The sequence below is a fragment of the Bradyrhizobium sp. HKCCYLRH3061 genome, assembly GCF_051168015.1.
Lineage (GTDB): Bacteria > Pseudomonadota > Alphaproteobacteria > Rhizobiales > Xanthobacteraceae > Bradyrhizobium.
The window spans coordinates 54,977-74,377 of record NZ_JBNPUE010000002.1 but is presented as its reverse complement, the minus strand read 5'-3'; the positions used below and the strand labels follow the sequence as shown (position 1 = coordinate 74,377).

General features: G+C 61.8%; 22 protein-coding genes. 20 read left to right on the top strand and 2 right to left on the bottom strand.

Annotated features, from left to right (window positions below; translation table 11 throughout):
• Positions 1-23: 23 nt before the first annotated feature.
• The 15 genes from ACQR2C_RS04185 to ACQR2C_RS04115 all read left to right on the top strand — a co-directional run bounded on the left by ACQR2C_RS04185 (position 24) and on the right by ACQR2C_RS04115 (position 14,567).
• The gene (locus tag ACQR2C_RS04185; RefSeq protein ID WP_315741052.1) at positions 24-437 is read left to right on the top strand and encodes a GPW/gp25 family protein; all 414 of its coding nucleotides are present in this window, start codon (positions 24-26) and stop codon (positions 435-437) included.
• Positions 437-1,297 carry a baseplate J/gp47 family protein gene (locus ACQR2C_RS04180; protein WP_434880517.1) on the top strand — a complete coding sequence of 287 codons (861 nt, stop codon included), beginning with the start codon at positions 437-439 and terminating at the stop codon, positions 1,295-1,297. The genes ACQR2C_RS04185 and ACQR2C_RS04180 overlap by 1 nt, the downstream gene beginning before the upstream one ends.
• Positions 1,297-2,142, top strand: a complete 846-nt coding sequence (locus ACQR2C_RS04175) for a hypothetical protein (RefSeq protein ID WP_434880516.1) — start codon at positions 1,297-1,299, stop codon at positions 2,140-2,142. The genes ACQR2C_RS04180 and ACQR2C_RS04175 overlap by 1 nt, the downstream gene beginning before the upstream one ends.
• On the top strand, positions 2,126-2,824 hold the full coding sequence (locus ACQR2C_RS04170; RefSeq protein ID WP_315826127.1) for a hypothetical protein: 699 nt from the start codon (positions 2,126-2,128) through the stop codon (positions 2,822-2,824). Before ACQR2C_RS04175 ends, ACQR2C_RS04170 begins: the two co-directional genes overlap by 17 nt.
• On the top strand, positions 2,824-6,042 hold the full coding sequence (locus ACQR2C_RS04165; protein WP_434880515.1) for a DUF4815 domain-containing protein: 3,219 nt from the start codon (positions 2,824-2,826) through the stop codon (positions 6,040-6,042). Before ACQR2C_RS04170 ends, ACQR2C_RS04165 begins: the two co-directional genes overlap by 1 nt.
• Before the next feature lie 3 nt (positions 6,043-6,045).
• Positions 6,046-7,152 carry a hypothetical protein gene (locus ACQR2C_RS04160; protein ID WP_434880514.1) on the top strand — a complete coding sequence of 369 codons (1,107 nt, stop codon included), beginning with the start codon at positions 6,046-6,048 and terminating at the stop codon, positions 7,150-7,152.
• A gap of 10 nt (positions 7,153-7,162) precedes the next feature.
• Positions 7,163-7,735 carry a hypothetical protein gene (locus tag ACQR2C_RS04155; protein ID WP_315741058.1) on the top strand — a complete coding sequence of 191 codons (573 nt, stop codon included), beginning with the start codon at positions 7,163-7,165 and terminating at the stop codon, positions 7,733-7,735.
• 90 nt (positions 7,736-7,825) lie between these two features.
• A complete protein-coding gene (locus ACQR2C_RS04150) occupies positions 7,826-9,235 on the top strand; it encodes a phage tail sheath C-terminal domain-containing protein (protein ID WP_434880513.1) in 1,410 nt (469 codons plus the stop codon).
• Between the two features lie 12 nt (positions 9,236-9,247).
• Complete coding sequence (locus ACQR2C_RS04145; protein WP_315741060.1) at positions 9,248-9,751, top strand: phage major tail tube protein; 504 nt, start codon at positions 9,248-9,250, stop codon at positions 9,749-9,751.
• A gap of 74 nt (positions 9,752-9,825) precedes the next feature.
• Positions 9,826-10,113, top strand: a complete 288-nt coding sequence (locus tag ACQR2C_RS04140; RefSeq protein WP_434880512.1) for a phage tail assembly protein — start codon at positions 9,826-9,828, stop codon at positions 10,111-10,113.
• Positions 10,114-10,133: 20 nt separating this feature from the next.
• On the top strand, positions 10,134-10,271 hold the full coding sequence (locus ACQR2C_RS04135) for a hypothetical protein (protein WP_315741062.1): 138 nt from the start codon (positions 10,134-10,136) through the stop codon (positions 10,269-10,271).
• On the top strand, positions 10,272-12,869 hold the full coding sequence (locus tag ACQR2C_RS04130; RefSeq protein ID WP_434880511.1) for a phage tail tape measure protein: 2,598 nt from the start codon (positions 10,272-10,274) through the stop codon (positions 12,867-12,869).
• A 2-nt stretch (positions 12,870-12,871) separates the two neighbouring features.
• Positions 12,872-13,258, top strand: a complete 387-nt coding sequence (locus ACQR2C_RS04125; protein ID WP_315741064.1) for a phage tail protein — start codon at positions 12,872-12,874, stop codon at positions 13,256-13,258.
• Positions 13,258-13,467, top strand: coding sequence for a tail protein X (locus ACQR2C_RS04120; protein WP_315741065.1), 210 nt, complete (start codon positions 13,258-13,260; stop codon positions 13,465-13,467). The genes ACQR2C_RS04125 and ACQR2C_RS04120 overlap by 1 nt, the downstream gene beginning before the upstream one ends.
• Positions 13,464-14,567 carry a phage late control D family protein gene (locus tag ACQR2C_RS04115; RefSeq protein ID WP_434880510.1) on the top strand — a complete coding sequence of 368 codons (1,104 nt, stop codon included), beginning with the start codon at positions 13,464-13,466 and terminating at the stop codon, positions 14,565-14,567. The genes ACQR2C_RS04120 and ACQR2C_RS04115 overlap by 4 nt, the downstream gene beginning before the upstream one ends.
• Before the next feature lie 116 nt (positions 14,568-14,683).
• Here the strand turns inward: ACQR2C_RS04115 and ACQR2C_RS04110 are convergent, their stop codons facing one another.
• Positions 14,684-15,436, bottom strand: a complete 753-nt coding sequence (locus ACQR2C_RS04110; protein ID WP_434880509.1) for a hypothetical protein — start codon at positions 15,434-15,436, stop codon at positions 14,684-14,686.
• 294 nt (positions 15,437-15,730) lie between these two features.
• Between ACQR2C_RS04110 and ACQR2C_RS04105 the strand changes: the two genes are divergently transcribed.
• Genes ACQR2C_RS04105 through ACQR2C_RS04090 form a run of 4 tightly spaced genes read left to right on the top strand, consistent with a single transcriptional unit; the run spans position 15,731 to position 17,678 of the window.
• Positions 15,731-16,645 (top strand): N-acetylmuramoyl-L-alanine amidase, encoded by a 915-nt coding sequence (locus ACQR2C_RS04105; RefSeq protein ID WP_434880508.1) that lies wholly within the window; start codon positions 15,731-15,733, stop codon positions 16,643-16,645.
• Positions 16,635-17,141: a hypothetical protein gene (locus ACQR2C_RS04100; protein WP_434880507.1), complete on the top strand. Its 507-nt coding sequence runs from the start codon at positions 16,635-16,637 to the stop codon at positions 17,139-17,141. Before ACQR2C_RS04105 ends, ACQR2C_RS04100 begins: the two co-directional genes overlap by 11 nt.
• 19 nt (positions 17,142-17,160) lie before the next feature.
• Positions 17,161-17,343, top strand: a complete 183-nt coding sequence (locus ACQR2C_RS04095) for a hypothetical protein (protein WP_434880506.1) — start codon at positions 17,161-17,163, stop codon at positions 17,341-17,343.
• A complete protein-coding gene (locus ACQR2C_RS04090; RefSeq protein ID WP_434880505.1) occupies positions 17,340-17,678 on the top strand; it encodes a hypothetical protein in 339 nt (112 codons plus the stop codon). Before ACQR2C_RS04095 ends, ACQR2C_RS04090 begins: the two co-directional genes overlap by 4 nt.
• A 36-nt stretch (positions 17,679-17,714) precedes the next feature.
• Here the strand turns inward: ACQR2C_RS04090 and ACQR2C_RS04085 are convergent, their stop codons facing one another.
• On the bottom strand, positions 17,715-18,728 hold the full coding sequence (locus ACQR2C_RS04085) for a hypothetical protein (protein WP_434880504.1): 1,014 nt from the start codon (positions 18,726-18,728) through the stop codon (positions 17,715-17,717).
• A 378-nt stretch (positions 18,729-19,106) separates the two neighbouring features.
• On the opposite strand from ACQR2C_RS04085, the gene ACQR2C_RS04080 reads away from it, so the two are divergent.
• Entirely contained in the window at positions 19,107-19,334 is a 228-nt protein-coding gene (locus ACQR2C_RS04080; RefSeq protein WP_434880766.1) for a hypothetical protein, read from the top strand.
• Positions 19,335-19,401 lie beyond the last annotated feature (67 nt).

The window sequence follows — 19,401 nt, the reverse complement described above, 5'->3', positions numbered from 1 at the left end:
GCCGACGCGTCACGGTGCGCTTCATGGCGACGATCAATCTCACCACGGGCGAGAAGTTGGAAGGCATCGACGATGTCTGGCAATCGATCGCGACCATTCTCGGGACCACCATCGGATCGCTCGTGATGGCCCGTGACTTCGGCTCGAAGATGCCGCGCCTTGTGGATCGTGCCGTGTCTCAGGTGACCGTCATCGAGTTCTATGCGGCCGTGCCCGACGCCATCAATCGCATCAATCCCGAAGCGCTCATGGCTGAAGAGCCGCGCTTTCGCATCATTCAAATGACGCTCTCCGATATGACGGACCAAGGCAACGCGACGTTCGACATCGACGGCATCTATTACCCGCGTGGTCACCTTGGCGACTACTCGGAAGCGCGCGACGCTCAGGGCCGCGTCGTGGTCGCGAACAATGTTATCGTGGGGAGCTACGTGTAATGGACGCTCCGCTCCCGAATATCCCGTTGCCCGTCATCGATCGCGAGCCCGAGTTCGAGACGCTGTTCAACAGCCGCCTCGCTCAACTACGCGGCCTGCTCGCCGATGTTGGTTTCGATTGGGACACGTACATGCTGCGGTCCGATCCACTCAACCGCTTCTGCCGTCACGCAGCTTATGGCGATCTGCTCATGGTCTCGGCCATGAACGACACCTTCCGCGCCACGCTGACCGACTTCGCCCAGGGCGCGGATTTGATTGCACTGGCCTCCGATTGGAACCTCACGCGGGCCGATGGCGAGGCGCTTGAAGACCTGCGCCGCCGCCTTCGTGAGACCAAAAAGGGGCAGGGAGGCTTCACTGACAACTGGTATAAGCGCTATGCGTTCGCCTCCGATCCGCTGCGCGTCGATGACGTTGGCGTTGCAGGCGATGCCAAAGGCGGCGTGGTCGTCTCGATCCTCTCGAAGGATAACGGCGGCGTGGCGAGCGATGATCTGCTCGCGACGGTGAGCGCTGCGCTCAATCAGCCGGGCGTTCGTGGTGACAACGACCATATCACGGTCGTCCGCGCGGTGATTCGCACGGTCAACGTCGAGGCCGACATTTGGCTTCTGCCGGAAGCCACGATGGACACGACCATGGCCGCATCACAAGCGGCGCTGGTCGCCGAGTTCGCGGCCGAGCGTCGCTTGGGCTGGGACTTCACGTCCGACTTCGCGATTGCCGCGCTGCGGACGATCGGCGTGAAGCGTGTGTCGCTGGTCTCGCCAGCGCCCAACGGCGTTGTGGTGACCGCGTCCAACGAGGCGGTAGCGCTCGGCACCATCAAGCTCAATTTCATGGGTCGGGCATACTGATGACCGATCTTGTCGATCTCGCGCCGCGCAACTCCACGCCGCTCGATCTGGCCGCTATTCGGACGGCCGACGCACGCTCGCGGTATGCGGCGATCGTTCAAGAGATCGCGGATATTCGCTATCGCGACGTGATCCCGGACGACGTGCTGCCTTGGCTGCTGCGCCATTGGGGGCTCGAAGACGCGGCTGCGTTCATGGACGACCACCAACGCCTCTACAAGGAGGGCAAGCGTTGGCAGACCGTCCGTGGCCGTCTGGAGGCGTTCCATATCATCTTCGAGTGGCTTGCCCTCAATGGCGTGCATGAACGCGGCACGCATGCCGACGTTCGCTTTGGGCTGTTCCAGATCGGCCTAGACGGCGAGCCCGAGCTGAAGACGCTGCTCAACCTGATCGGCCTTGCAGACCTCTCCAAGGGCGCTGCAAGCGTCCTGGGACGCGTTTATGGCGGCTATGACATCCGCCCGATGCCGCTCGACATGATGCCCCTGGACGGTGCGCTGCTCGACGATTGGTCCGGCGTCTATCTGGAGGGCATCGCGCCGAAGCTTTCGTTCGGCCGCCAGCACGGCGAGGAGATCGACTTCGGCGCGCACATCTCGGGCAGCTCGGACGGCCTGGTCTCCGGGACCGCGCGCTTCGAAGTGGGCTTCGTTCTCGACCGCTCGCAGCTCGACGGCGAAGTCCTCGAACCGTCCGTTGTCTCGATCCAGGCGGCGCTGTCCGGCGAGACGATCAACCTCGCGGACACTGTCTTCATGCCGTGGCCCAGCGCCCGTTGGGGCCAATCTTGGAACTTTGAACCCTTCATCATTTACGGAGGCCCTGATGGCACTTCTGGTTAATAGCGGTCGCGCCGGTCTGGCCGCCGCCCTCAAAGCTCGCCCGATGTTCTTCGCCTGGGGACGCGGGGCGTCGTGGTGGGGTGCGACCGACGTGAAAAACAAGACCTTCGCGGGCTCGCCCGAGAAGTTCACGCTGGATCACGCGCCCGTTGCCTCGGTCGTGGTGAACAACGCAGGCAGCGCTCAGACCTATCAATCGCCCGCTGACTACCTGTTCGATCCGAACAGCGGAGTTGTGACGCGCGTCAACGGCGGCGCGATCCCCTCGGGAGCGACCGTCCAAGCGCAGGCCGTCTACGGCACGCCGTCCCTGAGCGCGAGCGACGTTGCCCTGACCGGCGAGATCGGACGCCGCGCGGCTTCCGCCGTTGAGTTCGTTACGCCCGACCCGAATGGCAACCTCTACACGCCCGGCGGTGAGCGTTGGTCGGTATCGAGCACGGCGACGCGCTACCTGTACGTCGCCACGCAGTTCGATTTCCTCGAAGCTGCGACGGAGACGATCCGCGAAGTGGGTATCTTCGTGGACAGCGTGCGCGCGGCGGGAGTGCCCGAAGGGCAACTGTACTTGACTCCCGAAGAAGTGGCCGAACCCGGATACTTGCTTCTGCTCGACCGCTTCGCCGGCATCCCTCGGTCCCCGAGTTCTCGGCAGGGCTTCTCTTACGTCTTGGTGATCTAATGGCAGACGCTCGCGACCAACTCCCGACCTACATCAACACCTTCGATCGGGCGAAGGGCTACCAGCGTCTTGCGGCTCACTATGACCGCTTCCTGACCAGCAACGAGATCAATGTCATTCAGGACATTGAGGCGAACCGCGTGAAGGGCATTGCGGATGCCTTCTGGCGCGACGGTTCGCTCGTGAGCGGCGGCGCGATCGTGCTCGGGCCGGTCACCAACGGCACCGTCGAGGCGCGTTTGGCGGCGGCGAAGGTCTACATTCGCGGCGCTGTTCATGACATCGAGGCGCGCAACATCACGATCTCGGCCATCGGAACCGTGGTCATTGGCATTCGCCTGCGCACCTTTACCGTGACCTATGAGCAGGACCCGACGCTCAAGGGTATGGCTCCCGGCACGCGTGCTCAGGGCGAGCCGGGAGCGTCCGCGCTCGCCATGCTCGGACGTTGGGGCTATGAGGGCGACGGCGAGGAGGGCGACTTCTTCCCGATCTACACGATCAAGGACGGCACGATCGACACGCCGACCGAGCCGGGCATGGACGATGCCTGGGCGAACCTGCTCGCGCGCTATGACCGGGAAGCGCACGGCGGCTATGTCGTTGAGGGCTTCAACGTCAAGGCGCTGGGCCTCGACGAAACCGGCAAGCAAGCCTTCACCATCTCGGAAGGAACGATCAACGTCTACGGCTACAAGCGCACACGGCCCGCCTCCGCGCGCCTACGCGTGACCGAAGAGCCCGAGATCATGCTGATCGATGACGAGCCTCACGCGGTCAATTCCGGCACGCAGACGATCAAGGTCCGGTTTGCGCCTATCGCCTCGATCAAGGAAGTCACGATCATCGCTGAGAAGACCGTGACGTTGACGCACGGCACCTATACTGGCGTCTCTGACACGCTGCCTGACCCAACCGTGCTCTCGATCCGTGAAGTCAAGCAGGGCGCGACCGTCTATGCGCAAACCGCTGACTACAAGCTGACCGGCGCGGCCGTGGACTGGTCTCCGAGCGGCGCAGAGATGGCTCCCGGCTCGACCTATCAGGTGACTTATCGCTACCTGACCAACGCCGTTCCGACCAACGTCACGCGCGACACCTTCGACATCACCGGCGCGGCCGACGACACGACTGCCTTCGTGAAATACGAGACGAAGCTGCCGCGCTATGACGCCATCGTTGTCGATCAGGCGGGTGCGATCTCCTACCTGAAGGGCATCAGCTCGCTCTACGCGCCGCAGCCTGCCACGGTCGCCCCGACGCTTCACAAGCTCGCCGATGTCTACAACAATTGGGGGCTAGTCCCGACCGTAAAACAGGTCGCGACGATCCGCATGCCATTTGCTGATCTGCGCAGCCTCGAAACGATGGTCGGCGATCTCTATGCGCTTGTCGCCGAAGAGCGGCTTCAGCGGGACGTAGACCGCAAGGAAGTGTCGTCGAAGCGCGGCGTGTTCGTCGATCCGCTGCTCGACGACGATATGCGGGACCAGGGCCTGCCGCAGACGGGAGCGATCTTCGGCGGCCTGCTGTGGCTGCCGGTGACGCCGACCGTCTCGATCATGCCGCTGTCGGCAACGACGCTTGCCTTTACCAGCGAGAACGTATTCGAGCAGCGCCAGATCACGGGCGAGTCCAAGATCAACCCCTATGCGTCGTTCGCGCCGCCCCCGACCGATGTCACGCTCGATCCGTCCGTCGATCTGTGGACCGATACGCAGAACGTGTGGACCTCTGTGTTCACGTCTCGCGTGGCATGGCAGCGTACCAACTTCGCCGCCGGGCCGCTGATCGGCACCTCGACCCAAACGACCGACCGCATCGTGAACAGTGTCACGACTGCGGAGGAGAACATCCGCCAGCGGTCGGTCGGCTTCACGATCCACAAGTGGGGCTTCAACGAAGTCTTGAAGAAGGTCACGTTCGACGATATCGACGTGACCCCGCCGAACGTGCGCGCGGATGGCAATGGGACCGTTGTCTCGGCATTCCAAATTCCGGCGGGTGTTCCGGTCGGCGTGAAGCACGTCGCATTCGAGGGCATGGGTGGCTCGAAGGCCGACGCGCTCTATACGGCCTACGGGTGGCTCACCACCATCAACAACGAGCGCACGGTCGTCACGACCTATTGGTACAGCGCCGACCCGCTCGCGCAGACCTTCCGCTTGAGCGAGCCGCGCCAAGCGCTCGGCGTCGATGTCAAGTTCACCAAGGTCGGTGACCGGAGCAAGCCGGTGCGCCTCCAGATTCGGGAAGTCGAGCTGGGAATCCCGACCGAGCGGGTTGTCGCCGAGTCCCTGATCGACATGAACACCGTCACGGTGATCGATCCGCTCTCGGTCGCGCCGCGCGTCGAGTCTGATTGGACCTATGCGCCGTTCGCCAGGCCCGTGACGCTGCGCGAGGATCGCAGCTATGCGATCACGCTCCTCACCGACGACGCCACGCACTCGGTCGCTATCGCCGACCTGGGCGGCTTTGACCAGCTCAACGGCTGGGTGACCAGCAACGCGTTCCCGCTGGGCACCTTCCTCGACGGAGCGGACTCTCGTACTTGGTTGCCGAAGCCGGGGCGCTCGCTGGGCTTCCGCCTGCGCTGCGCGAAGTATGCGCCGGCGGCGCGTTCTATCGAAGTTGGCACGGTCGATGTCGTGAATTGCTCGGACCTGATGCCGTTGATCGCGGCCGAGCGCCCTGAAGGGACGGCAATCGAAATCGAGTTCGAGGCACCGGACGGTGCGAAGTACGTCACCGCCCCGGCGGTGAACATCCAACTTCCGGTCTCGATCACCGGCACGTTGAAGGTCCGCATGCGGATCACGGGCACGTCCAGCCTGTCGGCTCTCATGCTGCCTTTCCTGCAAGTCGTCGCGGGATCGATCCAGCCGAACGGCGACTACATCACGCGCGCCTTTGAGGCCGGGACCGACTCGAAGATTCGTTTGATCCTAGACGTTTACCTCCCGGGCAACTCGACGTTCGAGGCCAAGATTCAAACGGGCGTCAACGCTGGGCTGCCGGTGTGGTCTGCCCCCAACGCGCTCACCCTGGAGAAGGCCACGCCGCTCGGGGATGGTTGGGAGGAGCGTCAGTACATGCTCGACCACGTCTCGATCTCGGCCTCGCGGGCTTACGTCAAGCTCGGTGGCGGCCCGGCGGCGCGCTCGAATGCTCGCAACATCCGCGCAGTCGCGGTCAAGTCAACCACGGGAGCCTAATAGATGACTGACGAGACCACGCAGCGGGGCTACCCGCTGCCGAACCCCGACAACATCGCGCGCGACGATGCAACCCGCATCCGCAACGCGATTGCGATGATCAGCGACGACGTGACCGAGCTTGAAGAGCGGAACGTTGTTGCGTCCGAGACGATCTTCGGCAGCGTCCGCCTCGCGACTGCGGCGGAAGCGAGTGCTGGCACGGCGACCGATCGCGTGCTTACCGTCAAGCGCACGAAGGATATGATCACGTCGGCTCTGCAGGCGATCCAAGGCGCGATGACGGCGCTACAGGACACGGTCACGAAGCAATTGACCGACAATGACGCTGAAGTTGATCAGGCTATTCACGATCTGAATGACTCAGTCGCGACCCAGCTCCAGAGCTTCACGACCACTCTGGCCGCGAAGTTCGACAAGGCTGGCGGTACCCTGACGGGCGACGTCTCCCTCGACCGGGCGAACGGCGGCATCAACATCCGCGGCAAGCTCGGCGGCAAGGATCGCTGGGTGCTCCAGCTTGGCGATGGCGCGGCAGAAGGGGCCAATAACGCGGGGTCGAACTTCAATCTTCTCCGCTATGCCAACGATGGCACGGTCCTCGATACGCCGGTGAGTATCAACCGCGCCTCCGGAAGCTTTGCGATCAAGGGCAATGTCACGCTGAACGGCACTTTCTCGACGACTGCGGGCGCAATCTTCGGCGGCGATAGCAAGGTGGCAGCCCGCTTCGCCATTGGCGGCGAGCCGGTCGGCGGATCGCAAGCTGGCGACGTAACCGTAATCCGCGCGGGTTCTCCGACGACTGGCGTTGTCTTCCTTGGCAATAGTGGGGCGCGCTACATCTATTGGGATGGAAGTAGCTACCAACTCGGTGGCGCTGGGGCGATCTGGCACGCTGGAAATATCCAGCCCGTGACATCTCTGCGCGCTGTCCACGCGGGCGATCTCGACCAGAGTAGCGTCGCGCAGGTGTCGGGGGGCACCGACAACTTCGGGACGATGTGTGCCGTTTCCGGAATCTTCACCAGCAACTTCACCGGCAACACCACCTATCGCTTCCGCTATCATCAGTACGCAACTCCGCAAGGATGGTTCAACTTCAATTAAGGGGACGATCATGAACATCATCGACCGGGGCTATTGGGCATCGTATATTCCCGACCCGTTTCCGCCCGAGCTCGCCATTAACACGGCGTTCGCAAAGCGCGAGAGCGATGGGCTCGATTGGTACGAAGCGCTCTACGGCGAAACGGCACTCTTCGCGCCTGGGACCGTGAAGGCAACGGTCTGGCAGTTACCGAACGGTGATTGGCAGGTACAGGCGGTGGATCGCGACCCGTCGCGGATGTTCCCGCCGGGCGCTCGTGTGATCGAGATCGAGGGCTATACTGGTTCTGATCCGTTCGCGGACTTCAGCGGCAAGAAGTTCGACCCGGTCGCAATGAGCGTGGCGGACTTCCCGGTCGTATTGACGGTCTCGCCGCGCCAGATCAGGTTAGCGATGACCAAGATGGGCGTGCGGCAGCAAGTCGAGGACTACGTTAAGTCTGCATCACTCGACGTGCAAGATAGCTGGGATTACAGCACGCAGTTCGTCTCCACCGATCCGATGGTGGCGGCCTGCATGCAGGCACTTGGCAAGTCGGAGGGTGATCTGATTGCACTCTTCCAATTGGCAAAGTCGCTCTGATCTGGGGGCTACTGGAACGGTCCCGACAACTAAGCAGGCGCTTCCTACGGTGCTCTCAATCCCAATGCTTCGAGGATTGAGAGCACACATATGTCCCTTACCGACTTTCTGCACGGCGTCGAGACTGTCGTCGTTGACTCCGGCGCCCGGCCGATCCAGACCGTCCGCTCGTCCGTCATCGGATTGATCGGCACCGCCGCCGGAGCGAACGAAGTCGCGTTCCCGCTCGACTTTCCGGTTCTCGTCAATCGTCGGCAGGCCGCTGCGATGATCGGCACGACCGGCACCCTGCCGCAAGCGATTGACGCAATTTACGATCAGGGCGGCGCTCTGATCGTCGTGATCCGCGTCGCGGAGGTGGAGCACGAGAACGAGCAGCTTTCGAAGGTGATCGGCGGCGTGGATGCCGACACGGGCGCATTCACCGGCGTTCACGTCCTTCGCGCTGCGGAGGCCGAGTGCGGCGTTGCGCCGATGATCTTCATCGCGCCGGGCTTCACCCATCAGCGCCCGATCGGCGTGAGCGGTCACACCGTCATGTCTCAGGGCAACGGCTACACCCACGCGGAAGTCGTCTTCACCGGCGGCGGCGTGGGCGCAGTGCTTCCGTCCGCGACCGTGATCCTGACCAACGGCAAGGTGACGGGCCTCGACTTCAAGTCGCTCGGCTATGGCATCGTGTCGCCGATCACGGGGACGATCACCGGCGACGGCACCGGCGCGGCGATCACGATCCAGACCGGCGCTTCGGCGAACCCGGTGGTCGGCGAGCTGAAGCAGCTCGCGGATGGCATGAAGGCGCACATCATCGCCGATGGTCCGGCGACCACGGACTCGGCCGCCTTCGCTTATCGCAACGACCACGGCACCCGTCGCGTGTTCATCGTCGATCCCAAGGTGTCGGGGTGGTCGGTGAAGACGAACACCTATGCCCTCGAGCCCGCGTCGCCGCGCGTCGCCGGTCTGATCTCTCGCGTGGACAACAACTCGGGCTTCTGGGAGTCGCCGTCCAACAAAGAAGTCTACGGCATTGGCGGCATCTCGCGGCCGATCGACTACGCCTATGGCGACAAGAACAGCCGCGCAAACATCCTCAACGAGAACCAGATCGCGACGTTCATCCGCGACGACGGCTGGTATCTTTGGGGTAACCGTACCTGCTCGGCTGACCTGAAGTTCGCCTTCCTGTCCGTGTCGCGGACGGCCGACATGATCGATATCTCGATCGCGAAGGCACACCGTTGGGCCGTCGATCGCTCCATCACGAAGAACTACCTCGACGACGTGGTCGCGTCCGTCAAGGCGTACATGCGGCAGTTGAAGACCAAGGGCGCGATCCTTGGCGGCGACTGCTGGGTCGATCCGGAGTTCAACACGGAGGTCGACATCACCGATGGTCATGTCACCGTCTCCTATGATTTCACCCCGCCGTATCCGGCCGAGCGCGTGACGTTCCGGTCGCATCTCGTCTCCGACTACATCCGCAACCTCTTCGCATAACGGGGAAAAGAGATGATCCCGCGCGTACTTCGCAACTTCAACACCTTCGTCAACGGGACCGGCTGGGCCGGTCGCGTTGCCGAAGTCGAGCTGCCCGACTTCCAAGTCAAGACGGAGGAGTATCGCGGCGGCGGCATGGACGCCCCTGTCGAACTCGACATGGGCCTGGAGGTCATGACCGCCAAGTTCACGTTCGGCGAGTACAACACGCAGATTCTCGGGCTGTTCGGCAACATGGACGGCAATGCTGCGCGCGTGCAGCTCCGTGGCGCTCTTCAGCGTGACGGCGAGGCCGCCGTCGCGATGGTGGTCGATCTGCACGGCGGCTTCAAGGGCAACACGCTTGGGAGCTGGAAAGCCGGTGACATGACGCAGAACGAAGCCGAGATGACGCTTCGCTACGTCAAAGTCCAGATCGGCGACACCGTCGCAATCGAGATCGACGTGGACAACATGATCCGCATCGTCAACGGCGTGGATCAACTCGCCTCGATCCGGGCAGCGATGGGCATGTAAGGCGGCGAGACTGGCCCCTCTACGCGCGAGCGCACGGGCTAGTCTCTTCGAACTATCAACGGGAGAACTATGCAGTGAGCGACGAAGAGAATAAGCCCGATATGCGGGCGGAAGCCCCGATCACTCTCGACTTTCCGATCGAGGTGGACGGCGTGAAGTATTCGAGCCTGACCATGCGTCGGCCGAAGACCAAGGACTCGAAGAAGGCCGCCAAGTTCAAGGGCCACGACGCGGACCGTGGCGTGCTGCTCCTGGCCGATCTGTGCGGCGTCGCGCCGAACGTGATCGACGAACTCGACGAATATGACGCGAAGAAGCTGGGCGATCAGCTCGATGCTTTTCGTGGGGGTCAGTCGAGCTAAGCGATCTCCGCAAGGCGATATTGACGCTTGTTCGGCTGACCAAAGGCGGCGTCACGATCAGTGAAGTCGAAGAGATGTTCCTCGACGACTTCTATGAATGGCTTGAGGCTGCAACAGAGCTTCAGGCCGACATCAACAAGGCGATGAAGGCGAAGTGAATGGCGACCGGCTTCTCGGTATTCGTCAATATCGGTGGCAAGGTCAGTCCGAGCCTCAACGCCGCTGTTAGCGCTGCGAAGGCCCAAATCAACGGCTTGGGCGCTTCGCTCGCTGGCATGGGCGCACGCATGAACGCGCCGTTCTTGGCAGTCAACAAGCACATTGCCGAGACCTCGAAGCTGATGTCCAAGGTCCAGCGGACCGGCCGTAATGCGACGTTCGGCGTCACGGTGCCCGCCGGGCTCCTGGGCGTCGAGGCGATCAAGGCTGCCAACGAGCGCGCCAAGGCGGGCAACACGCTCGAAGCCATTGGCCTCGACGGCATGACGCCTGAGCAGCGCACGAAGGCGCGCAAAGAGATCGTGGCCTACGCCGATGCCATTGCCTCGAAGTACGGCGACGCGACCGAGATCATGAAGACCTTCAACGAGCTTCTGAAGGCGGGCTTCAGCGTTGATGCCGCCAAAGGCGCGATCGAGACCGTCTTGCAGGGCGCGACGACGGCCGAAGACATGAGCGGCGCGGAGCTGGGTGGCTATGTCACGAAACTCGCGACGCAATACAAGCTCGGAATGAAGTCCACGGAGGACGCGGCGGCGAGCACGCAGCGCATCGTGGATAACCTGGTGTATGGCGCGCTGAAGACCAGCGCGAGCACGAAGGACATGGCGCAGTCGTTCCGGTACGTCGGTGCTGCCGCCGCAGCCGCTGGCAACTCGGTCGAGCAGACGAACGCCATGATCATTGCCATGGCGAAGGCTGGCATCCTCAATTCTGAATCGGGCGTCGCGCTTCGCTCGGCGTACGTCCGCATGGTCAAGCCAACCAAGGCAGGGCGTGCCACGATGGCGAAGCTGGGTCTCCAATATTCGGACTATGTCAGTCAGGGCAACCGCACCGGCGCGAACATGAGCGCTGGTCTCGCGGCGTCGGGTTATGACATCGATCCCAAGGTGCTGGACAAGGTGCTCAATGCCAACAAGGGGGCGCCCGAGAAGCAGCGCAAGGCGGTCTATGATGCCGTCGTGGCGAAGCTTGGCACAACGAGCGCGCAAGACATGAGCGCGATCATGGAGGCCGTCGATGACACGTTCACCACCGCAGGGTCCGAGATCGATCTTCTGAAGCTTGCAAAGGATCTGAAGTCGAAGGGTGCGACGCAGGGTGATCTCGCCAACATCTTCGAGGGGCGCCAGTCGGTCCGCATGTTGGCGCTGCTTTCGCAGAACCTCGAAGAAATCCTGAAGGATGTGTCGGAGAAGGTCAAAGGTTATGCCGCGAAGACGTGGGAGGTCTCGTATCAGGGTCTCCCGAAGTCCATCCTCGAACTCGACTCTGCTTTCAATGGCCTTAGGAACACGCTGACCGAGCTGGTCATGCCGGACATCCTCAACGGCATGAAGTGGCTCGAAAGCCTGATGAAAGGCATGGCCGCTTCATCCCCCGGCTTGCTCAAGACGGGCCTGTATCTCTCGGCTGCGGCTGCCGCCGCTGGACCGCTGCTCTATGTCCTGGGGGCAGTTGGCCGCGTGGCCCTGTTCGCTATCCGCGGTCTGAGCGCAACGATGATGCTGGCGCTCGCCTCCTCGCGCCTCTTGGTGGGTGCCATCGCGTTGCTTTCGGGCGGCCTTGTTCGGGGCAGTGCCATCATGCTCGCTTTCGCGGCCCGCACCCGCGTCGCCCTGGCCGCGATGTCGATGTTGCGCTGGTCAACGATCGCGCTTGCCGGTCTTTCCGTCGCGGGCGGCGGTCTGATGGCGCTCGGCAAGGCGATCTTGCTGTTCCCCGTCACGGCGCTCCGCGCGATCGGCGCTGCCATGTGGGCGCTTGTCGCGAACCCGGTCGGGCTGATCATCACGGCGCTGGTTGCCGCGCTCACCGCGCTCGGGGTGTGGGTCCACAACAATTGGGATGGCCTCAAATCCTTTTTCGCGGGCTTTGGTGAGGGCTTCATGAAGGGCCTGGGTCCGGCAGGGGAGGGGGTCAAGAAGCTCGCCAACGGTCTCGGCAGCGTCGTTGATTGGTTCGGGAAGTTGCTTGGTCCCATCGACGAAAGCGGGGCGAAGTGGCGGACCTGGGGCGAGACGGTCGGGGGCGTGGCGGCCGAAGGTGTCAAGAAGGTGATCTCGGCAATTGAGACGCTGGTCGGCTGGATCGGGGCGGCGATCGACAAGATGTCGGCGCTCGGCGGGGCCATCAATAACATCTTCAATAGCGGGCCGAGCACGAAGTCTTGGCTCAACTCAGGCAACCCGGCCAACCCTGTTGCTGGCGCTCGCGCCCTGGGCGGCCCGGTCCGTTACGGCAAGCCATATCTTGTCGGCGAGCGTGGCCCCGAGCTGTTCGTGCCCGGCGCGAGCGGCCGCATCGAGACCAACGCAACGCTGCGCCGCCTCAACGCGAGCGGCGCGGCTGCGGTTGCCGCGTCGTCTTCAGCGGCGGGTGCGGGCGGAATGGTCTCCCGGTCCCAGCGCGCGGAGGTCAACATCACCGTCAAGGGCGGCGATCCGGCGGAAGTCCGCCGCGCCGCCGAAGAAGCCGTCTATGCCGCCTTCGCCCGGCTTGAGTCCGAGCAGCGCGGCCTCTTGAGTGATTGATCATGCAAAGCTCGGTAATGCTCGCGCTCGGCGCGTTTCGCTTCTCGGTATCAACCGCCGCCTATCAGAAGTTCGAGCGGTCTTCCGAATGGCGGTGGCCTGCCACGGATCGCATCGGCATGGCCCCGGCCAAGCAATACGTCGGACCCGGCGAGGACACCATCACGGTCGATGGCGTGATCTTCCCGCACTATCGCGGCGGCCTTCGGCAAATGGACATGATGCGTGCGCAAGCCGGTCTCGGGCAGCCGCTCCCGCTGATCACCGGCTTTGGCCGCTATCTCGGCTTCTACTGCATCGAGAAGGTCAAGGAGAGCATGGAGACCTTCATGTCGGACGGCGCGCCGCGCAAGATCGAGTTCACCGTAGAGCTGGGGGCCTACGCCTGATGGCCGAGACCTACACCACGATCGAAGGCGACACGGTTGACATGATCGCCTGGAGCCGGTTCGGCGTCACGCACGGCGCGACCGAAGCGATCCTGCGCGCCAACCAGGGGCTTGCCGCAGCGGGGACGCGGCTGCCCCAAGGCCTGACGATCGTCATCCCGGCCTACGCCCCGAAGAAGGTCTCGGCAGCCGCGAGGATTTGGTCGTGACGCCTGCTGCACGCGTAGTCCTCGACGGCAGGGACATTACGGCAAACCTAATTCCGGCCCCCTTCGGAATGCCGTTGCTCGGTGGTGGCGTCGGTATCCCCGGAGGTCTTATCCCTGGAATCGGCAATGGCGGCGGCCCGCTCCTCTCGCTGATAATTCAGGACAACGAGGGCAAGAAGTCCGACTCGTGCGAGCTGGAGCTTGACAACCGAGAGTACATCCCGTCGCCAGGCAAAGGATCGAAGCTGCAAGTATGGCTTGGGTTCGTCGAGAGCGGCATCAACTTCATGGGCTCGTATCAGATCGACTCGTGGACGAAGAAGGGGCGGCCGAAGATCATGACCGTCTCGGCCAAGGCCGCCGGTCTGACCACGGAGATCAAGGCTCCGAAGTCGCGCTCCTATCACGAGAAAAGTATCAAGGAAATCGTGCAGTACATCGCCGGGCGCAACGGCCTGCGTGCGATCGTGGCCGGTGAGCTGGGCAGCATCAAGCCGGGTCATCTCGACCAGTCCAACGAGTCCGACCTCAACTTCCTCACCCGCCTTGCTGGTCGTGTGGGCGGAAATTTCAAGCTGGCGAACGATACCGTCATCTTCAACAAGGCGGGCTCGGGCCAGCTCCCGAGCGGCGGCGCCGCCCCAACTTTCATGCTGACCGAGACGGGGCAAACCGATTGGGATTGCACGGGCTCAACGCGCGGCGATTACGAGTCGGTCGAGGCGGCGTGGCACAACGTTAAGAAGGGCGAGCGCGAGTGGGTCAAGGCGAGCGGGGCGGGCGGCGGAAGCCGGGGGCCGAAGCATCGCGTGCGCAAACTCTTCAAGACGAAGGAGGAGGCTGAAGCTCAGGCGAAGGCGACCAAGGGCTCGCTCGCTCGCGGCAAGAGGGTCTTTGCCGCCAGCTTCGTCGGGCGGACCGAGCTGTTCGCCGGTGCTGGCCTAACGGCGGTCGGCTTCGATCCCGACTGCGACGGCAGCTACACAATCAAGTCCGTCGCGCACATCCTGAATAGCTCGGGGCTGAAGACGCGCATCTCGTGCGAGACCGCTGGCGAGGGTGACGGCGACTTGTGGGGCGGCGCGTATAACAATTTCTGAGTACACGCGGTGGAGTAACTTTGCTAAACCACCGGCATTCATCTCCATACAAAAAATGTATGCATGGTGATGATGGCGGCATCAAGGATTCGACCGCCGGGCTACGTGTGGCTCGCTTATTGGGGAGCGCAATCCTTCTTTTCGTGGACCGCAGCAGCGATTTCGTTTGGAACTTCGTATGTAGTGTCGTCGAAGAGCCGGACTCGCTTTTGCAGAGTTAGGTTGCCGCCTTGCAAAATCCCTTGAATTTTGTTGACGGCAAAACTGGGCGTTCTAGTAATATCCGGAATATTAGGAAAAACGCGTGCTGTATCCGGTCCGGCCGCTTGGTCGAGCAAGTGGTCTGGGACGCCATTCTGCGACAGGAATTGACGAACCTCAGGCGTTAATCCACTTCTCAAATCCCATTCACTCAAGTTCAATGGGGCTCTATCGATATGTATGCTGAGCTCCTGAGATTGTTTCCAGAGCGCGCATACGTAGTTGATGAAAAGCTGCTTTGCTGGGTCTCGTGCACTAAGTTCGTATGCAAGGAAACGGTCTAGAAATTCTGCCTTTCCCCTTAGTGCGCGAACGTTGGCTTGCATTATTTTCAAACTGCTTCGAGCAGCCTCCACGTTTGCCGTGTCTTGGCCTGACCGACTTTTTAGGTCTTGTATTAACGCGTTCTTTTCCGCGATCTTCTCATCGTCGTGTGCCGATTGAGCCCAGCTACCGATGGAAACCGAGGCGACTACTATCGCGACGACGCAGCCGAGCAATGCCCACACTTGGCCAGGCGTTAGGATTTTCAGTAAATCCAATAACGTGAGCTTTTCCGGAGCTGCGATCTTTCTCTTATCCGCTTGCGCCTGCACTGTCTTCGGCATGGCCTAGCCCCAATCTCAAGGAAAAAAACGACTCCAAAGGAATAGAATCAGTAGGTGCGGAACGTAACGCGTCTCTAATCTCCGCCTCTCGGCGACCAATCCCGGGTACAGCATTCAAGGCAATGGGACGGCTCTAGTCAATCCCAATACCTCTCTGCAAATCTCCCAATTTAATCCGTATGGCCAGCCAAACCCGGGCTGGGGATGCTGTGATTGACTGCATGAGAGCGACCCAAACGATCTCCCCAGTCTAGTAAGCGAAGGTGATGATGCTTCCAACAACTGGAGAGCATCATGTCGATCAGCATCAGGAAGGGGCTCGGCTTACGTGACGGGGCGCCGTTCCCGTTCAAAAAGAGCCCGAACCACGGCGGCGCTCTGAAGCCGCGCTTCATCGTGATCCACGACACCGCGTCTGGCCTCAAGGACGACGGCGACATTTCGTGGCTGACCAATCCGGCGGCGAAGGTCTCCGCGCACGTCGTCGTGAGCCGCGAGGGCAAGATCACGCAGCTCGTCCCGTTCAACGTCGTCGCGTGGCACGCCGGCCAGTCCCAATGGAAGGGGCTGAAGTTCATGAACAGCTACGCTATCGGGATCGAGATCGACAACCCTGGTAAGCTTCAGAAGGTGTCGGACGGCGTCTACAAGAACGACATCTGCACGATCGACACGAACAAGAATCCGGCGCTGAAGGTCGAGTACGCGAAGACGGCGGCTCACGGTGCGGGCTATTGGCTGCACTACAGCCCCGAGCAGATCGCGGCCGTCACCGATCTGTGCTTCGCGCTCGCGCAAGAGTTCAAGATCGAGGACATCATCACGCATTGGATGATCTCACCCGGCCGGAAGATCGATACCAATCCGCTGTACCCTCTCGATCAGTTGCGGGCGTCTGCGCTGCCCTACAAGCCGGTCGGCCTCATGGAGACGCCGGAGGGCGGCGAGCGGCAGGACAACGACGAGCCCGGTGAGGAGCACGTCCACCTCGAACCGCAGTGCGACGTACACGACGAGAGCGCGACCAAGCCCGGCAAGCTGAAGGCGTTCATCAAGAGCAAGCTCACGGCTGGAACCGGTCTGTTCACCGGCCTCTCGCTGTCGTCCTTTACGGGCCTGCTCACCGACTGGAAGGTGATCGTGGCGTTGGGCGGCGTGATCATCGTGGGCCTGGGCGTGTGGTTCTGGATCGACCGCGATGATGGCTAAGCTCGCTCAGTCGATGGCTGACAAGCTCGGCTTCGGCGATCTGCTTTGGCAGATCGCAACATCGGATGCCGTTCTGTTGCTGGTCGCCGGACTCATAGTGATCGCGATGCTGGTCGGTCACTTCCCGGTGCTATCAGGACTTTCTGCACTGCAACAGTACGTCGTCCCGGCGAAGCTCGCCGTGTACGCCTTTGTCTTCCTGTTCGCGTTCCTTCTCGGCTTCCGGACGGCCGACGATCGGGCAGAAGCGAAGGCGCTGCGGGCCGATGTCGCGAGGAAAGATGAGGTGATCGCCGCGAAGGACTTCGATCTGCGTCTCGCGATCGAAGCTGCCGAAGTGGCGCAGAAGCAACGTGATGAAGCGGCGCTCCGCGCCAAGGAAGCTCAGGACGAAATCGATGACTATGCCCAGCGCCTCAAGGCGCGCCCTAACGCTTCTTGCGTGCTCGCTCCTAGCGACTTCCCTGGCAGCTTGCCAGACGACGGCAAGCGTTAGGCCCTGTCCAAGCTTCACCATGCCGCACGAGTCGACGCTCGTGCTCGACGAAGTGCCCGCCCCAAACGTCAGGCCTGGTGACGACGCTCGCGTCGCTTGGCGTCTGGAGCGCGCCGCTCGGATCGAGGCCAATCATCGGCTTCGCGTTTCGCGCTCCAACGTGCGCAACGTGCGCCTGAAAGCGTCGGCCGAAGCCAAATGATCACGATCCCCGAATGGCTCATAGGCCTGCTCGGCACCGGCTTCGGTGCTGTCGTGGCGCTTTTGATCCGCAACGCCGTATCGCACACGAAGAACGAAGCGTCGGCGAAGGCGGGGCAGGCCATTGCCAACGAAGCGAAGGCCGCCGCCGCAGAAGCGCAACGGCTTGCAGCCGCGACCGAGCGGGACCTCGCGCAGTTCCGCGTGAAGGTCGCCGCCGAATACGCGACCATCCAACTGATCGACCGGATCGAAGAGCGGTTGGTCGGTGCTTTGGATCGTATCGGCGCTCGCTTCGACCAGTTCCTAATGACCCAAGGTAGTAAGACGAAGTGACCCACATATGAGGTATTCTCGCTAATGTCCTGTCGTCTAGCGCTTCTTTAGGAGAGGAACCCTCGGGGACAGCAGGACCTTCCGTGGTAGCGGCGCGAGGACCATGTTTGCAAGATCATCGCCCGCTGCGAGTGTCTGAAGTCCAGCCTTCTTGGGTGCAGTCTTCAGCAGTTCGGGCTGAGCGAACACCTTCAGCGCCTCGATCACGTCGAGAACAGGAAAATCGCGACGTTGCTCGAGCTGACGTGCGACTTCCCGATGAGCTGGGTTTGGCAGCACGACCTCCTTAGGAACGCGTGCGTCTGCCGAAAAGAAGGCAAGTACAATATTCCAGGCGTCGTAGAATATCTCCATGAACTGGCCATCATGATGCAGAGGGCAAATTATCAGGTTTTTCCGTTCATCTTTGATGACCCGGTCGCTGCGCCCGGCCAAGCTGGGAACGATACCGACGCGCAAGCCCTTCGCGCCGACCAGGGCACTTGCGTTGATCTTGACCGTTGTGCCGACCCATTTTTCCGCTGCGGGCACACCCAAGAAGAGATCGGCCTTCCAAAGCCCGCTGATTGATGTAGGAAGAGTTGTCGTGCGTCTACGAAACGCGCGCGCGAGTTCGCTGAGGTGTCGTTTGATCTTGGGCGGTTGGCCCTTGAGGCCAGAAAGGACCCGGCTGTCGTCCGTAAATTCTTGATGTATCGTATCGATGAGCTGCTGCCTACCGGACTTTTCAATGCCAAAGAGCAGGGACTTTGCGTCGCCCTTGATCTTGCAAAGGTTCAACGCATCGGTCACGCGCTCGACAACGTGCGGATCGCCCGTGTTTAGCGCCTCGTGAACGGCGTATTCGAAGCAAATACCGCAGTCACCGTCGCCCTGTCTCCGCAATCGGCCCAACATGAGAAGCTTCAGGTTCTCATAGTCGCCAGCTTCGAGCGCTACTTCCTTCTTCAGGGCGTACAGCACGCCCTTCAAAATGGGGCCAATCACGGCTAATAGAGCCTGGACCTCTCCGGCCACTGCGTTAAGCTGTTGCTCCTGTTGAATTATCATCACTTCCCCTCCCAAAAAATTCTCTACTTTTGAAACGCATTGTCTCCTAGCACATCGTGGCGTTGACCTTGGCTGCTTTCGTCGGGCTAGACATTTTGTTCTTGATATGTTCTCATGCTGGCTTTAATCTAAGAGGCTTGGAATGGCGGAAATTACGCAAATCCGCTCGGAGATCGAGCGCGCGCGCAAGAACGTGGCTAGGTTGCGCCGAGACCTCTTGGCGCTTCAGAGGGCGGGAAAGCCGACGGCAGTGACTGAAGCTGACCTTCAGCTGCTGCTCGATCGCGTGGACGCGCTTTGCGAGCAGCGCGACAGGCTCAAGGCGGTCCAACCTCGGCCGTCGGCCGGTAGAGTGTTGGGAGGGCGCTCGTGGTAGACTTGACCATCCCGTATTATTCCGACTTCGTGAATAGGAGCCCGCCTGCGTTTTTGAAGGCACTGGCACAGGCGCGTCGTCTCGCGACGCTCGAAGGCTGGTGCTACCAGCACGTTCAGGCGATTATCGTCTCGATCGATCAGTACGCCGATGCTACGACAGGAAATCGCAACTTCTTCTTGAACAGACCTCACAGCATCGGCGGAAGTCGCTCAGGAGACGTTCCGTGAGGTCGCCTTCCGAGCGGCACTTCTAGCGCGAAGCCATCGTTATCGCAGTCCTGTTGAGGGATTGGAC

Bases quoted from the DNA above. Each gene is read 5' to 3' on its own strand.
- ACQR2C_RS04185 (WP_315741052.1), top strand. From the start codon at position 24: ATGGCGACGATCAATCTCACCACGGGCGAGAAGTTGGAAGGCATCGAC.
- ACQR2C_RS04180 (WP_434880517.1), top strand. From the start codon at position 437: ATGGACGCTCCGCTCCCGAATATCCCGTTGCCCGTCATCGATCGCGAG.
- ACQR2C_RS04175 (WP_434880516.1), top strand. From the start codon at position 1,297: ATGACCGATCTTGTCGATCTCGCGCCGCGCAACTCCACGCCGCTCGAT.
- ACQR2C_RS04170 (WP_315826127.1), top strand. From the start codon at position 2,126: ATGGCACTTCTGGTTAATAGCGGTCGCGCCGGTCTGGCCGCCGCCCTC.
- ACQR2C_RS04165 (WP_434880515.1), top strand. From the start codon at position 2,824: ATGGCAGACGCTCGCGACCAACTCCCGACCTACATCAACACCTTCGAT.
- ACQR2C_RS04160 (WP_434880514.1), top strand. From the start codon at position 6,046: ATGACTGACGAGACCACGCAGCGGGGCTACCCGCTGCCGAACCCCGAC.
- ACQR2C_RS04155 (WP_315741058.1), top strand. From the start codon at position 7,163: ATGAACATCATCGACCGGGGCTATTGGGCATCGTATATTCCCGACCCG.
- ACQR2C_RS04150 (WP_434880513.1), top strand. From the start codon at position 7,826: ATGTCCCTTACCGACTTTCTGCACGGCGTCGAGACTGTCGTCGTTGAC.
- ACQR2C_RS04145 (WP_315741060.1), top strand. From the start codon at position 9,248: ATGATCCCGCGCGTACTTCGCAACTTCAACACCTTCGTCAACGGGACC.
- ACQR2C_RS04130 (WP_434880511.1), top strand. From the start codon at position 10,272: ATGGCGACCGGCTTCTCGGTATTCGTCAATATCGGTGGCAAGGTCAGT.
- ACQR2C_RS04125 (WP_315741064.1), top strand. From the start codon at position 12,872: ATGCAAAGCTCGGTAATGCTCGCGCTCGGCGCGTTTCGCTTCTCGGTA.
- ACQR2C_RS04120 (WP_315741065.1), top strand. From the start codon at position 13,258: ATGGCCGAGACCTACACCACGATCGAAGGCGACACGGTTGACATGATC.
- ACQR2C_RS04110 (WP_434880509.1), bottom strand. From the start codon at position 15,436: ATGCCGAAGACAGTGCAGGCGCAAGCGGATAAGAGAAAGATCGCAGCT.
- ACQR2C_RS04105 (WP_434880508.1), top strand. From the start codon at position 15,731: ATGTCGATCAGCATCAGGAAGGGGCTCGGCTTACGTGACGGGGCGCCG.
- ACQR2C_RS04100 (WP_434880507.1), top strand. From the start codon at position 16,635: ATGATGGCTAAGCTCGCTCAGTCGATGGCTGACAAGCTCGGCTTCGGC.
- ACQR2C_RS04095 (WP_434880506.1), top strand. From the start codon at position 17,161: ATGCCGCACGAGTCGACGCTCGTGCTCGACGAAGTGCCCGCCCCAAAC.
- ACQR2C_RS04090 (WP_434880505.1), top strand. From the start codon at position 17,340: ATGATCACGATCCCCGAATGGCTCATAGGCCTGCTCGGCACCGGCTTC.
- ACQR2C_RS04085 (WP_434880504.1), bottom strand. From the start codon at position 18,728: ATGATAATTCAACAGGAGCAACAGCTTAACGCAGTGGCCGGAGAGGTC.